We start from the raw sequence: 15,892 nt of genomic DNA on the forward strand, positions 1-15,892 counted from the left end.
AAATCTGCCCCCCTTTTCTCATACGCTACCCCCCCGCCCGGAGATAAAAGACTTAACGTAGTCCCAACGAGTAACAACCCAGTACAATGCAAATATCCATGACAGAGGGAACCCGACCCAAATAAAAACCCAATTTGAATCAGTCTGAAGTAACAGTGAAATTAACACCGCAACTATCATCGCAAGAAAAGCACTCACCCCCCACACGATAGCCAACAATGAAAAAGCCAGCACCACCGCACTAATAAATATACTTCCTCTCATTCGCGGCCTCATTATAAAAACTATAGCCTTTCAAACCCACCGAGTTAAAATACAAGCCCATTACTAAAAAGGGGACAGATTTATTTATAAACATAGCAAAACCAATAAGCTCCCCTCTGCGCCTCACAAAATAAATCTGCCCCCTTTTTCCTTTCTAGCAAACTTTTAGTTGCTTAATAATTTTTCTAGCCGCGTGTCGTATTTCTTGAGTCTCTCCAGCTTTACTTAATGCTTCCACTTCGACTTTCAAACTATTAGATCGCGGGACGAACAAAACCCACTTCAATGCTAAATTAGACCAGTACTCGCTCTGACTCTTAAGACCCGTCACAACAATTTTTTCAAAAGGGAATGTATCCATGAACTCTTGCGAAAGCCCATAACGCTTAAGGCCGCCAACCATCTTGTCGCGTACCACTTCTGGGGCTTCTTCTAGTATTGGCAGAAAAAACACATACACTGCTTCATCGGCGACTGTCTGAACAGCAAACTCTGTCGATCTAGCCCAAAGCCCTTTGCTAGTTAACCCTAAAAGAAAACGTCCGTCAGAAAATTCTGCTACAGGAAGCCAATTCAAATACCCTCCTTCAGAGGCGTACTCATTTTTTTTTACCCATGGAGCGTCTAGATTAACTAGCTCCATCAATAGCTTTTCTTTTAGTGCATCCGTCATCTTGCTATCCCCGGAGTATGAGTAACATTCACTCCATGACTGCTCATAAAGGTTTTGAACTGCTTACGAAGTTCGGGAGTCCAGTTCATCCCGTAATGTCCACTCCACTCATAGGTCCGAAGCACTCCGTTTTCTTTCCAGATCCCGCCTCCAACAATGGCATCAGACGAAGGGATTTTTCCAGCATTTAGTACTCCATCATGCCCAAATTGATTTCGCCCCATTATGAATCGCTGACTCACTGGATCGTAGATGAAATCAATAGGTTTGGAATTATTCAGCCCTTGTACAGCTTTGGAGGATGAATATGCATCACTGACTTCTAAGAAGCCCTTGGCTGGTCCACTGCCAGTCGCCGTCGCTTTTGCACCAGCGATATTTTTCTCTGCTTCAACCAAACCAGCAAGATTCCCCCCCGCCTTCGGCGTCAGTCCATTACTCGTCTCAAAATAGAGTTTGCCATCCGCTGCCAAAACCTCCGTGTTACCCGTCTTGGTATTGATGACTCGGCGATAACCCTCTGGTAAACCTCCCGTCTCATTAAAAGCAGCTCCTGCTGAACCGCCTTCACGATAGCCTGCCGGTAGGGCATTTTTCACTGCCGCGACAGTTCCAGTACCAACAATAGCCTCAGCCTCTAATCCCCCCGCAGCTTTTTTCGCCGCCATCCTCTCAAGAATTGTTTCAAGGACTGTCTTCGCAGCCTTGGCCCCTGGCATCACCAGCATCGCTGCATCCAGCTCCGGCGAAACGGTCACGATCCCTTTCCCGGCCAAAACCGACAGCCTCTGCGCAGCGGCCTCTACGTCAGAGTCATAGCTCGACAGTTTTGCAATCTCACCCGAATGCTGGCTCGTCTGCTCCTGCCCGTACTGACGCCATTGTTCATACACCGCGCCGGGGCCATACAACCCCGCCGCGTTGAACAACGTTGAATCATTGAATTGTTTCTCAGTTGCGCCGAACGCGAAAACCTTCTCGCCATTCGCGACAATTTGGCTTCCGTTGCTCCACGTCAATGGGATTTTCTGTGCCGCTAATTGAGCAACAACGCCTTTGGCGAAGTTTAAATCCTCGGCAAAACGCCGGGACTCCGGGTCATTCCCTTGAGACTGCAGAGACAATTCATTCAATCGTGCAGCGTCGGCGGCATCGACGCTGCCACCCGCCGCTATCATCAACAAGTCGATCCAACGAGAACTGGAACCCGGTTGACCTAAGGTCTTCTCCAGTTCCTCAGCTTTTTTCTCCAGAACAGGAATTTCTTGCTGCTTGTGCAACTGTCGGTTGAATGCCTCAACGCCATTAGCCGTGCCTCCAGCCACGACCAAGCCACTAGTGCCGTTACTCGATCCAACCGTTGCCCCGACACCCGCCGCAATCAGCGAAGCGAGGGCATCTTGGTCAGCCTCTGTCATTGTTGTGCCGCTGAGGGCTTTGCCAATGTACGGCATCAGCGCCGCTGACGTACCAGCCCCAAGCGCCCCACTTTCCACATTGCCGCTGGAAAGCCCTATCGCAGCCCCTGCCAGTGCATGCAGCATCACCCGCGCCGCACCACCCTCCGCCCAGGCAGCTCTGGTAGCTGCATCCGATTTCGGGTCGGTCGCGCGCGCTTGGGCGTAGTCGCCGATCTTGTGGAAAATATCGCTGGAGGCGGTGTTGGCAACAATACCAACCGCCGTTCCCCCTGTAGCGCCACCCAGCCCTGCAGCAATCAATCCTGAAGCAATGTCTGCCATCAGTTTCTTGTCACCGCCGACCTGCCAGCGCTGGGACTCGACATAGGCGACTTCTGCGGCCCGTACCGCCCCGGCGGCATCGGGCGAGCCAGCTTCCACTTGTGCTTTCGCTTGATCGTCGAGCTTTTTGGCCTCATCCGCCTTTGCCTTCGCCACCGTACTGATAATTCCACTGGCCAATTGCGCCGAGCTTTGAATCAGATCGATACGCTCCTGCATGGCCTCTTCATCAGGCCTGTCCAGTTTCTGATTGGCGTTGGCGGTATCGCGATTCAGGCCCACCAAGTCATTCGCGCCCTCGGGGTTACGAACAACAATCGTGCCTTCGCTGACAGCGCTACGGGTGTAGCTGTGATCTTTATCCTTAAGGGCTACTGGGATGCTGCCGCCCATTGAGGGGCTACCACCACCAGTGCTGCCCGAGATGGCGATTCCCGCAGACTGGCTCTTGATCTCGCTGGTGTTCTTGATGTCGCTGACGATCAATCGATCCGTGCTGAGGCGGTTTTTATCTGCGGACGCTTCGCTGGCAATCACAGCGCCCTGCAGGGTCGTGGTTTTACCCACATCGATGTCGTAGCCACCTGAGCCAGCGAACAACCCGCTCTGGTCGGTCACGGCCTTGTAGTCACTGTTCATGTTGGCTGCAGCAATACTCGCCGAACCCGCGACCATGGCGCCGTAGCAGAACGGCGGAACGCAAATGCTCGCGCCGATACCCCCACTGCTTTGCTTGCTTTTCGACGATTCCGTGTCCTGGCGAGAAAGGATATTCAGATTGCCGCCAATCGACGCGTTGATGGTGTCCGCCCGGACCTGGGCGCCTTCGAGGGTGGTGTCGCGACCGCTTTGCAACAACAGCAATCCGGTATCCAACGTGGTATTGACCTGGGTGACGGACTTGCCGTTACCCATGTTTTTTGCACCTTGGGCCCCCAGGTCGAGGGTGAAGCCGTTTTGCTCCCCAATATTAAAGCTGGCACCAATGGCCGTTTTGTTGCTGGAGCCGTCGTTTTTGCGATCAACGGTGTCTTGTGCACTTTTCAGCAGCACATCATTTTTAGCCAGCAACAAGGTGTTTTCAGCCTTAAGGCTGCTGCCGGTTATCTGGATATCACCCTGGGTTCCCGCCGCGTCCCCCGTGGCAACAATCGATAGCTCTTGACCGGCATTAAGGGTGCTTTGCTTCGCCGTCAGGCTGTTGTACTCACTGCTGCTTTTGCTGCGCGTATTGGCCAGCTCGGTACCGATCTTGATCAGTGAACCATTGCTGGGGGTGCCGCCTTGCTTGTTTTTGAACCCAGAGCTCTGCCCGTTGGCATCCGAGGCCTGACCACCCAGGTTGTAAAACGCCAGGGCGGCCTGGGCGATTTTTACTGCCTTGAGTCGAGGGTCATCGGCATTCTTCGCAGCTTTGGACGCGTCGCGAATAGTCCTTGCAGTGTCGACGATAGCACCGCCAATGACCCGCCCAACTGCCAAACTTTTTGAGCTGTCCTCGGTGGTTTGCCGCGCGGTTTCGTCACCAGCGGTGATGGTCACGTTGGAACCGGTAAGCGCCATGTCCTTGGTACTGACCAAATCACTGGCCACCACACTCAACTCACGCCCAGCCGTAAGCGTCACATTGCCGGCGCTGGAGCCGATCGTGCTGCCGGTAAGCGTGGTTTCTGTAGCCGTGCCGTTGTGCTTCTGACTGTTGATGAACAGATGCTGATTGCCCGTCATGTCATCCAGGCCCAGCTTGTTACCGGTCAGCACGCCTGTCAGGTCGCGATTCTTTTCCTTGTGCATATCGGTGCGCGAGAAGGTATTGCGTGCCGCATCAATGGTCAGGTCGCGCCCGGCCTGGACGCTCAGGTCGCCGGTACTGACCAGAGACGAGCCCGTGACTTTCACATCTTGGCCGCCCGCGACGGTGACCGTCTCGCCCGAGACCATGCTGCCCACCGCCGTGGTGCGTTTCTCGTCGACCTTGTCCTGGACTTTGCTCGACTTGAACCCGCCCCAACTGCTTTTGCTTTCCTTACGCTCATGTCGAGCGCTGTCGGAATCCGTCACGGCAAAAATCTGAACATCCTTGCCTGCGACCAATTTCGTCGCACCTTTCTCGGCGGTCACCGCGCTACCCGCCAACAGCAGGTTTTCTCCCGCCACCAGTGTGCTGTTGCCGCCAGAACTGACCAGGCTGCCCACCTGGGTGGTGCTGTCCGTTTCATCCAGCCGGAATTTCTTCCCGGAAGAAGACTTCTTGGTCTTGCTGTAGAAGCTGTAGTCCTGATCCGCAGCGGCCCTCAGGGCGAGGTTGTTACCCGCCACCAGATACGCCTCATTCCCCGCGTTGACCGTACTCGCTACCAACGTGAGATCCTGCCCCGCGCTCAGCGTCGCATCCCCGCCCGCCTTGAGCGTGGTGGACACCTGCTGGACATGATCCTCGATGCTCTTGACCTTCTTGCTCTGGCCATACGAATGCTGTTCATTCGCCGCGGGCCCCAAGGTCAAGTTCTTGGTAGCGACAATGGCCAAGTTCCGCTTGGCTTCGACCTGGCTGGCGATCACGTTGAGGTCACCGCCCGCAGCGGCCTGAAGATCACGCCCAACCGTAACGCTAGAACCATTCTGGGTAATGGTCTGGTCTCGATGTTTGCTGCTCTGCGTATGGCTGTCCACCTGCTCGGCGGCGGTGATGTTCATATTTCGGGCTGCGCGCAATGTAGTGTCGTTACCACTCTTGAGCACACCACCAACATTGGCGATATCCCGCCCAGCGCCCGCGCTCAGGTCATGACTCGCCTCAATCCGCGCCGCACTGTCGGCAAATTCGCGTTGCTCAGTCTTGTAGCCGGTGCTGCTGGTATGCCGGGTAATGGTTCGCTCATTGGTCAAATCACCCGCCACGGCAACAACACTGACATCCCGCCCAGCAATAACCCCGCCAGCCCGGTTGGTAAGATCCTTACTCGCCAACGCCTCAAGCCGATTCCCCGCCTCCAGCAACCCGCTGTTAACCAGACTGTCGCCCGCCGTCGCCCTCAGGTTGCTGGACGCACGCAAGGTGCCCGCGTTGTTCAGGTTCTTACCAGCAATCAGGCTGACGTCTGAGCCCTGAATCAACGCCCCATTAGCCGCCAGACGATTATTGGCCTGGGCCAGATAAAGCACCGGCACCAATACCTGTTGATCGTTCACCGTCCGGGTCTCCATCCAGACGATGTCATGGGTCAGGGCCGCAACCTGTTCGGCGGTCAGGCTGACGCCCAGGGACAGAGCAAGAGCGTCCTTGCTGGCGATGGCGTTGTTCATCAGGTACTTGAACATGCCGTCGTCGGAGGTCTGGCCGTCGAGGAAGCGTTGGCCGGTGCGGGCTATCACCGCCTGTTGGATCAGGCGTTGTTCGTAGAAGCCGTCACCCAAACGCTTGGCGGCGACGTCGGGATCGTAGCCTAGGTTCGTCAGCAGGTAGTCCGAGCTCATGAACTGGCGCATGTCGGTCAGCGCCGGGTTGGTCTCGATCAGGTATTTTTGCGGGTTGGCCTGGAACGAACGGTCCGGCAGGCCACGCACTTGTGTCAGCCCCGTGCTCTGGGTCGGCGTGGCCGAGCCGTCGCCGTTCATGCGGAACAGGCCGTTTTGCCCGGTGGGCAAGTCAAAACCCGGCAAGGACAGCGGATCGACTTGTTGCTGGGTCAGGTTCGGGGGTAGCTGCCGATTGACGCTGATACGGGTCGAGAAGGCGTTGTCGGCCTGGGTGTCGGTACGCGGGCCAGCGCCAACGTAGTTGTAGCCGCCACGCACGACGCCGCTGTTGACGTCGCCCTGGGTAGGAATGTCGATGGCACCGCCGGCCTGGATAATCGCGGCATAGGTCTGGTTATCGGTAGTACTGGTTTGGGTGCGAAACTGCAGCAGCTCGGTCTCGGTCATGCCGATGAAGCGGCTCATCGCTGCTTCAAGGCCACCCAGGTCATTGGCGTTGTAGCCTGGGCTCTGCAACCAGTATTTGTTGGTGAAGTCATTGGCGGCGGCGCGCCAGCTACCCGGGCGGCGCGTGCGTTCGGACCTGAAGGTGCGCGAGGTTTCGATCTCGCCAGTCTCGATGCCGATGTTGTTCAGGCTGACGAGGTTGGCGGTCAATGCACCGCCGACGCCGACGCTGCTGCTCCGGTTGGTCAGGGTGTCGCCCTGGATGTCCAGGTTGCCACCGGTGGTGATGCTGGAGGCAGCGCTGGCCGCGGTGACTTCGAACTTGTCGCGCTGGATGATCTGCCAGACGTGGTTTTGCTTGGGGCCGTCGCAATCACCTGGAATGCAGGCCACTTCCTTGATCGAGGCGGTGTAGATGCCTGCATCGTTGGTGGTCAAGACCTCGCGGACGTTGTCGATGGTGCTGGCCGCCAGGCGCATGTTGCCGTTGCTCTGCAGCGAGCCGGAGCTGTTGAGGATGCGGCTGGCACGCGTGCCCAGGCCGTCGCGATCGATGCTCAGATCACCCAGACTGTAGATATCGGCATAGCGGTTGGTCAGGCTATTGACGCGCAGGCTGGTATTGCCGCCGCTGAAGATCAACCCGTGTTCATTGAGCAGGTCGCCGGTTATTACACCCAGCGCGCCGGTACTGCCCAGCGTGCCATAGTTGTTGAGCGTGGCGGCCGTGACGCTCAGGTCCGCCGCCGAGGTCAGGCGACCGTAGCTGTTGAGGACGCCATCGACCACGACGGTTGTGTTGCCACCGCCCGCGATGCTGCCGTTTTGCTCCAGATTGATCAGCGCGGCCTTGAGGCCCAAGGTGCCGAGACTGCTCAAGCGGCTGTTGCCTGTATAGGCGCCGGTCAGTTGCAGGTCGATGGTCCCATCACTGCCGATCAGGCCGTCAACGTGCCAGTTGCTGCCACGGCCCACCAGGCTGTCGGTACTGAGCAGGTGGCCGGTGGCGGTCTGGGTCAACTGGTCGACATCCACGACCAGGTGCCCGGCCTGGATCGCCGTGCTGTTGGTCCAGCGATCAGCCGTCACCGTCAGGTTGCCATAGGTCACCAACTGACCACCGGCCTGTCCCAGGTTGGCCTGGCTGATGCCGAACACGCCCAGGCCAGTGTGCAACAGCTTGCCACCGACGTTCTGGAGGCTGTTGGTGTCCAGGCCGACATTTTGGCTGGCGGTTTCCAGGGTGCCGTCGTTGTTATCGAACAGGCCACCGATGTTGAATACCGTGGTGCTGTTCTGGCCCAGGGTGCGCAGTTGGCCTTTCTGGTTGCTCAGGCTGGCGGCGAGAATATCCAGGCTGTCCTGGCTTTCGATGATGCCGGCGCTGTTGTTAAGCGCGCCCGAAAGATCAAAGTCGATGCGATTGGCACTGACCTGCCCGCCGCCGCTGTTGTCCATGTCCCGGCCAATGACCTTGACCTTGCCCGTGGCGTACATTCCACCGCGGCGATTGTCGATATCCGCAGCCGCGTTGGTGATCACGATATCGCCCGCTTGTGCGGCCATGCGCCCGCCGTCGTTGAACAGCCCCGCCAAGGCTCGGATGTTCAGTCCTTGGGCCTGGATCGTGCCGCCCTGGCCATCGAGGTCATAGCCATTTCTCAGCACGCCAGTGGTGCGCGCCTCCAGGGCAGCCTTGACGCTGGAGAGCACGCCACCACGGTTGTCCAGTTTGGCCGCTTCGATGTTCAGGTCGGCGTCTTGAGCGATGATCGTACCGCCCTGGTTATCGATATCGCCGGATACATCCACGGTGACCAAGCCCTTGCCCTGCAAAGTGCCCTTGGCGTTATCCAAGCTGGAGGCCTCAAGCTCGACGCCGGCACTGCGGCTGGCGATCAGGCCTTGGTCAGCGTTGTTGACCTTGCCGGTCGCCGTGACCACCAGCTTGCCATTGGCGGCAACAGTACCTTTGCTGCGGTTGTCCAGGCTGGCGGTGCGCACGGTCATGATGCCTTGGCTGGATAGCTCGCCGCCCTGGTTTTTGATCGCGCCGGTGTTGGTGATGTCGAGGTTTTTGCCGGCCATGACTAGGCCGGTCAGGTTGTCCAGACTGCCGAGGATCAGCGTCGCGTTGTTCAGGCTCGACAGTTCACCTGCATTGTTTTCCAGGTGGCCCAGGTTGGCAGTCAGCAGGCCCTGGCTATTGATCAGGCCGCCCTGGCTGTTGAGGACTTGATCGGCGTTCAGGTGCAGTTCGGTGCCGCCGAGGAGGCGGCCTTTGCTGCGGTTATCCACCATGCTGCCGGTGACGGTGGTCTTGCGCTGCCCACTGAGCGTACCTCCCTGGTTGTTCAGCGCCGCCGTGGTCGTGACATTCAAGTCGCGACTGGCGATGACAGTTCTGCCGCCGTTGTTCAGTTGCTTGGCAGTGAGGGTGACATCACCTGTGGTATTGCGGCTGTTATCGGCGTTGACCCCGGCTTCGATAATCCCGTTGTTGCTCAGCGTGCCGCCGCTGTCCAGGCGAATGCTGTCGCGCGCCACCAGGTTGTTCTGGCTGGTCAGGTCACCCGGGGTCTTCACGTCCAGACGGCTACCGGCGTACACCTGGCCGCGGGCTTCCACACTTTTGGCCTGGATGTCGACGGCGCCGGTGGCAGCCGTCTCGGCCATGCTCAAATGACCATTGGCATCAAGCTGGATATCACCGCCACTGGCGACCATCTTGCCGTCCAGCTTCACGCCAACCCCGGCTTCCGTACCCACCAGCTTAATCGCCCCGGCGTACATGCCGCCCAGAGCCGAGGAGTCTATGGCCAGTTCTGGTTTCGCGCTGCCGTCATTCGCACGGGCGGTGGCGTTCAGGGTATTGGCGTTAACGTCGTTACGCCCAGCCACGATGGTCAGATTCTTGGCCTGGATCTCGGCATTGATCTTGGCGCTGCGGGTGATGATTTCGAAACGGTCGACGTTGTTGGCGTTGAGGCCTGCGCCTTCGATCGCAACGCTGCCCTGGTCGACCTGATAGCGACTCAACTGACCGTTTTCGATAATCGGTTTGCCGGTGGTCAGGGTCGCCTTCGGGGTATTGATAAACCCGCAACCATTACAGGTGATGCCATAAGGGTTGGCGACGATGACATGGGCCGACTGCCCCGCCACTTCGGTGTAGCCACGCAGCTGGCTCGGGTTGCCGCCGTTGACTTCGTTGAGGATGACTTTGGCGGCCGTGCCCTTGAGGTTCGGGTTGCCGAGGATGATCCCGCCCAGTTGCGTGGACTGGGCGGCGTTGGTGGCGTTGTTGAGGATCACGCCGTTGCTGCCGACGCTGTAATCCTTGAACTGGTTGTGGGACAGGCCGCTGCCGTTGGGCTTGGCGATGTTGACCACCGGCACGCCATTGCCGGCCTGGCCGAGGCTGGTGCCCGGGGCGCTGACCACGATGCCGCCCGCCTGGGCCCACATCGGCTGCCAGAACATGACGTTGGCCAACAGGAACGCCAGGCCGCGCTTGGGCATGCCCCAGAAGTGCTCGCGGGTTTGCACGGCAGCAGAAGGCTGGCGGGCCAGGAAGGCGTATTGACGGTCGTCCATGATCAAGTCTCGTTGCAGCAGTTTTTAAAAAGGCTGTATTTAGAAAAAGGAATCCACGCGGAAATAGATCGGCGCTTCGCGCTCGGTCAGGGCATCCGGGCGTTCCAAGGAGTGGGCAAAGGTCACGCTGGCCGTCAGGTGCTCACCGCGGGCGAACAACTCCACCGAATTGCTCGACATGCGCCCGTGCTGGTCGCCGTTGTAGCGATTACCGCGAATCACCCCCACGTCATAACCAAGGCTGGTGCCGTACTCGGCGAACACCGGGCGCAGCCACTCCAGCGTCACCGGGCGGCTCCAGCGCAGGTCGTTGCGCCAGTAACCACCACTGTCGCCGGACAGCGTCTGGTCCTTGTAGCCTCGGACCGACGCCAGTCCGCCCAGGCTCATGCGCTGCGAGGCGAATAGCGCATCCTCGCTGCGCTGGCCGGTCATCAGGCTGCTGAAACTGAAGGATTCGCCGCCCAGCATGAAGGGCTGCAAATAGCTGAGGGTGGCGGTGTATTTGCGGTAGCGGGCGTCGGCCTGCCCGGGGCCCGGATCGTCGTCGCCCTGGGCATCGAAAGCGCCGATGCCTTGCTGTACACCCAGGTCCAGGTTGACGAATGCATTGCCGACCCGTCGTCCATGGTTGATGCCGAACTGCGCCTCGCTGATGCGATTGCTGCTGTTACCGAGCTTGCTGTCGTTGACGAAGTTGTTAGTGCGCAGGTACGCCAAGCCGGTGTTGAGCGAAGTCTTGCTCACCGCGTCGCGATGGACCACCCGCTCCAGGCGCACCTGATGGCTCTGACTGTCACCGCTCTGCTTGAAATTGAAGCCGTTGGCCTGGCCCAGGGCGCGGTACTCGCTCTGACTGTAGCTGTAGTTCAAGTTCCACCAGCCAAATGGCAGGTTGTAATAGAGCATGGCATTGCGCGAGGTTTTCTGATGATCGCTGACGGCATCGTGGCCGCCGCGCAAGGCCAGTTGATCGGCCAGGCCCAGCGGGCTGTCCCAGTCGAAGGAGGTGCCCCATTGCTGTTCGCCGGTGCTCTTCTGGCCATCGTTATGCCGCGCCAGGCCAACGCGCCAAGGCTTTTGCGGGGTGTTTTTGACCAGCACATCACTGCCACCGAGATCCTGTCCCGGCGCCAACTCCATCTGCACGCGATTGGATGGCAAACGGTTCAGTTGGTCGACCATCTGTTCGATGTCCCGCAGATTGAGCAAATCGCCCGCCTTGCCGGGAAAGCTCATGGCCAGTTCCCGCTCGGACAGGCCACTGCCCTCGGCACCCTTCAGCCCTTCCAGCCGGCCCTCAACGACCAGCACTTGCAGATGACCGCTGGACAGGTCCTGTTGCGGCAAATAGGCACGACTGGTGACCAGGCCTTTTTCCAGGTAGTAATCGGTGATGACCTTGAGCAGCTCATTAAGCTGTGGCACGCCCAGGCATTGGTTGATATAGGGCTTGAGCAGTTTTTCGCGCTCACTGGCCGAAAGACTGTCGGCGCCCTTGATTTCGATGGTCTTGATGGGGAAGCAACGGGTATCCACAGGCGCTGTCGGCTGAGTCGGCTTCGCCGCCTTGCCAGGCAATTCCTTGAGTTCTTCCAGGCGTCGACGCTGCTCTTCGAGCAAGCGATCCTGGCGTTCGCGGATCAGGTCCGTGTCGCCGGGTGTCGGCGCAGCGTAGGCAAGTGTTAGCGGAGAAAGGCACAGCAAAGCCAGGCACGACCTCGCCCAATGGGCGGGTGAGAACATGTTCGATCCCTCGATACGGAAATGGCAGCAAACTGGCGAGCAGACAAAGCACCGGAAATCGGTCTTCTCATTTCGGGGAACGCCGGAAAGTCCAGGCTGACTCCGAAAATACTCACGCTACTAATGCGCAAAACTACGCGCACACCAGACCCGGCATATCGCCTTCGGTTCAAAGGAGGGGAAACTTTCTGCTCAAAAAAGAGACGTGTCTCACAGGACGCATTAGAAAGCACCGACAGAAATCGTCTGGTCGGACCTGTACGGGGTGGATTTTTTCGCGATGAAGGAATCGACGCCCGTACCGACCAAGGGGATTTGGCGCAAGAGAGGCAAACCACTGGAGGGCTGGAGAATGATGGTGTCCCAGGGCAGGTTCGAACTGCCAACCTTCCCCTTAGGAGGGGGATGCTCTATCCAATTGAGCTACTGAGACACAAGTCGACCACGAGAAACGCGGTGCGTTGGACGGCGTGCATGTTAACGGTCAGCCTGGCGTTTGTCATGTCGTCCATGGCTTTTTAAGTGTAGGCAAATGTACCGTTCGCCAAGTCTCCCATCGAAGAGCCTGGACCGGACCGCCGCTCATCTGGCCCACCCTGCTCATTCTAGTAAATCGGCAAATCGCCACTATCCTATACAATACAAGGACAGCATCGCGCCGCCGCCTGCGTCATGGTTATCCGCCAGACGGTATGGCACATCGACACGATGCAGTGGTCACAAGATGCGGACCTGGAATTTTTTCCAACCAGTCCGCATTTTTGACGAAGGGTACTGGCATAACGCCTTTACGCGGATCAATATTTGTCACAGAATTGGCGCCAATGATCTGGCAATTTTGAGGCATGATGCGGGCCTCTTAACAATTCAGGTTGAACATTTGGCTAAGGGGCTTGTCCTATCGACATCCTGCGGCCAATCCCGAGAACCGCTCCCCTGAACTAACCGGTTAAATATATGCGCCCAATGAAACAGGCAATTTATTCCAGCCGTACGGCTGACAAGTTCGTCGTACGTCTGCCAGACGGAATGCGGGAACGCATTGCCGAGGTGGCTCGCAATCATCACCGCAGCATGAACTCCGAAATCATCGCGCGCCTTGAGCAAAGCCTTATTCAGGAAGGTGCGTTGGGTGAAGAGCTCAGCATGCGACTGGACAGCCCAGAGCTGTCACTGCATGAACGCGAGCTGCTTCAACGATTCCGACAACTCTCTCATCGCCAGCAAAACGCTCTCGTTTCGCTGATTGCCCATGACGCAGAAATGACCGCAGACGCGTCCTGATAGCATCCAAGATATTGAAGCCAGCCTTGTGCTGGCTTTTTTTTGCCTGGCATTTGGTGACAGAGATTTCCGGCGCCCACGAAAAAGCCCGCCAAATTGGCGGGCTTTCTTGAAGCGCGAATCAGAGCAGGAAAATCGTCGCCAACCCCAGGAAGATGAAAAATCCGCCGCTGTCGGTCATGGCGGTAATCATCACGCTGGCCCCCATGGCGGGGTCACGCCCCATTCGAGCCAGGGTCATGGGAATCAATACCCCCATCAAGGCCGCCAACAACAAGTTGAGCGTCATGGCGGCGGTCATCACCACTCCCAGCGACCAACTGCCGTATAGCAAGTACGCCACCACGCCGATCACCCCACCCCAGACCAGACCGTTGATCAAGCCCACGGCCAGTTCCTTGCGCATCAATCGCGATGTATTGCCGGTACTGACCTGGTCCAGCGCCATGGCGCGGACGATCATGGTAATGGTCTGGTTGCCGGAGTTGCCGCCAATCCCCGCAACGATAGGCATCAGCGCCGCAAGGGCCACCAGTTTCTCGATGGAGCCTTCGAACAAGCCGATCACCCGGGACGCGATGAAAGCCGTGATCAAATTGACCGCCAGCCAGGCCCAACGGTTACGCAGGGACTTCCAGACCGAGGCGAAGATGTCTTCCTCTTCGCGCAGACCGGCCATGTTGAGGACTTCGCTTTCGCTCTCCTCACGAATCAGGTCGACCATTTCGTCGATGGTCAGACGGCCGATCAACTTGCCGTTCTTGTCGACAACGGGCGCAGAAATCAAATCGTAACGTTCGAACGCCTGGGCCGCATCGTAGGCATCTTCGTCCGGATGAAAACTCACCGGATCACTGGCCATGACCTCGGCTACCTGCTTTTCCGGATCATTGACGAGCAATCGCTTGATAGGCAGCACGCCCTTAAGCACACCGTCGTAGTCCACCACAAAGAGCTTGTCGGTATGCCCCGGCAACTCCTTGAGACGGCGCAGATAACGCAATACCACTTCAAGACTGACATCCTCACGGATGGTCACCATCTCGAAGTCCATGAGCGCACCGACCTGCTCCTCGTCATAGGACAACGCCGAACGCACGCGCTCACGCTGTTGGCCGTCGAGGGTTTCCATCAGTTCGTGGATAACGTCCCGTGGCAGTTCGGGCGCAAGGTCGGCGAGTTCGTCGGCGTCCATTTCCTTGGCCGCCGCCAGCAGCTCGTGATCATCCATGTCAGCGATCAGGGTTTCACGAACCGAGTCGGACACTTCAAGCAGGATGTCACCGTCACGATCCGCCTGGACCAACTGCCAGACCGTCAGACGCTCTTCCAGCGGCAAGGCTTCAAGGATGTAGGCGACGTCGGCGGAGTGCAGGTCATCGAGCTTGCGTTGCAGCTCGACGAGATTCTGCCGGTGGACCAGGTTCTCGACCAGGTCGTGATGCGGGCCTTCCTGGCGATGCGTCAGGTCTTCGACCACCCGCTGGCGATGCAGCAGCTCAACGACTTGAGCAAGGCGATCCTGAAGGCTTTCCTGCGTTTTCTTTACTTCTATTTCGGTCATAGGCGAACTCCACTCCCAGCAGTGGAGCACGCCGGAAGGATCAATCAGTCAGTTCATGATTGGTAAAACGAGATATTGAGTAACTACTGGGTAAGTCCATGGGATATTCCACAAGCCCCGGCGGGGCTGACGGGCGCAATCATACACCGCTTGACGCTTTAAAACGTTAAAAAATCATGGCAAGAACAAGCGCTTGCGAGACATACCTGAACGCAGATTGAACCTCTATGCCTACGACGACTTATCCTGAAAAGAAAACACACGCCCCGGTAAAAATGTAGCGGCTAACCTTCTTTTCTTCACCGTCAAGGAGGACGTCAGGATGCTCGTCAGTCGCTACCTGTTTTTACTCGCTGCCCTGCCCTGCCTGCCTTTGGGGGCTGCCGGGCAAAGCGTGCATCGCTGCGAAAATACCGCCGGGCACGTGACCTTTACCACCCTGAGTTGCCGACAGGAAGAAACCCTGTCACTTCAGCAGATCCATCCGACCAGCCCGGGCAGGGCCGAGCCAATGACAGAGGCCATGCTGCCCGAAGCAGAGTTTCGGCAAACATTCGGCAACAAAGCCAACCGCAAGGAACCGACTGTTGTCGGCCAACTCGAAGACCGCTGTGGCAACCTGCTCAATGCCAGGCAACGCCGCGAAGCGATCATGAACCAGCGAGTCGTCAGTGGCATGAGCCAGCAGGACGTGGAAAGCGCCCTGGGCAGACCCGACTCGGTCAAAATCAGGAATTCGAGCACGCGATATACCTACAAAGCGAAAAAAGGTCGCAGCGCAGAGATCGTGTTCGATGAGAAAGGGTGCGTGAAAGGCAAATCGTAGACAGCAAAAAGCCCGCGTTAAACGCGGGCTTTTTGGTGTTTGGTGCACTCGACAGGATTCGAACCTGTGACCGCTCGGTTCGTAGCCGAGTACTCTATCCAGCTGAGCTACGAGTGCAAGTTGTGGTTTTATACCAGATCACAACTGGTTGAAGCCAAGTTATTTGCATCACTGCAAAAAACTCTTAAATGGTGCACTCGACAGGATTCGAACCTGTGACCGCTCGGTTCGTAGCCGAGTACTCTATCCAGCTGAGCTACGAGTGCATT

General features: G+C 57.7%; 6 protein-coding genes and 3 tRNA genes. 2 read left to right on the top strand and 7 right to left on the bottom strand.

Annotation, left to right across the window (positions count from 1 at the left end; genetic code table 11):
* Positions 1–418 precede the first annotated feature (418 nt).
* The 4 genes from T3A99_RS01380 to T3A99_RS01395 all read right to left on the bottom strand — a co-directional run bounded on the left by T3A99_RS01380 (position 419) and on the right by T3A99_RS01395 (position 12,382).
* Positions 419–937: a hypothetical protein gene (locus T3A99_RS01380; protein ID WP_274089907.1), complete on the bottom strand. Its 519-nt coding sequence runs from the start codon at positions 935–937 to the stop codon at positions 419–421.
* Positions 934–10,203, bottom strand: coding sequence for a hemagglutinin repeat-containing protein (locus T3A99_RS01385; RefSeq protein ID WP_322833874.1), 9,270 nt, complete (start codon positions 10,201–10,203; stop codon positions 934–936). Before T3A99_RS01385 ends, T3A99_RS01380 begins: the two co-directional genes overlap by 4 nt.
* Positions 10,204–10,242: 39 nt before the next feature.
* Positions 10,243–11,949 (bottom strand): ShlB/FhaC/HecB family hemolysin secretion/activation protein, encoded by a 1,707-nt coding sequence (locus T3A99_RS01390; RefSeq protein ID WP_322833875.1) that lies wholly within the window; start codon positions 11,947–11,949, stop codon positions 10,243–10,245.
* A 356-nt stretch (positions 11,950–12,305) separates the two neighbouring features.
* Positions 12,306–12,382 (bottom strand) — tRNA-Arg (locus T3A99_RS01395).
* 524 nt (positions 12,383–12,906) lie between these two features.
* Here T3A99_RS01395 and T3A99_RS01400 point away from each other — a divergent pair.
* Positions 12,907–13,233, top strand: a complete 327-nt coding sequence (locus tag T3A99_RS01400; protein WP_160893181.1) for an Arc family DNA-binding protein — start codon at positions 12,907–12,909, stop codon at positions 13,231–13,233.
* Positions 13,234–13,354: 121 nt separating this feature from the next.
* On the opposite strand, the gene mgtE is transcribed toward T3A99_RS01400, so the two are convergent.
* Positions 13,355–14,797: a magnesium transporter gene (gene mgtE, locus T3A99_RS01405; RefSeq protein WP_047228773.1), complete on the bottom strand. Its 1,443-nt coding sequence runs from the start codon at positions 14,795–14,797 to the stop codon at positions 13,355–13,357.
* Between the two features lie 322 nt (positions 14,798–15,119).
* Here mgtE and T3A99_RS01410 point away from each other — a divergent pair, with 322 nt between their 5' ends.
* Positions 15,120–15,623, top strand: a complete 504-nt coding sequence (locus tag T3A99_RS01410) for a cell envelope protein SmpA (protein WP_107321726.1) — start codon at positions 15,120–15,122, stop codon at positions 15,621–15,623.
* 40 nt (positions 15,624–15,663) lie between these two features.
* Here the strand turns inward: T3A99_RS01410 and T3A99_RS01415 are convergent.
* A tRNA-Arg gene (locus T3A99_RS01415) sits at positions 15,664–15,740 on the bottom strand.
* 72 nt (positions 15,741–15,812) lie between these two features.
* Positions 15,813–15,889 (bottom strand) — tRNA-Arg (locus tag T3A99_RS01420).
* Positions 15,890–15,892 lie beyond the last annotated feature (3 nt).

This window comes from Pseudomonas sp. N-137 (genome assembly GCF_034555295.1).
Lineage (GTDB): Bacteria > Pseudomonadota > Gammaproteobacteria > Pseudomonadales > Pseudomonadaceae > Aquipseudomonas > Aquipseudomonas rhizophila.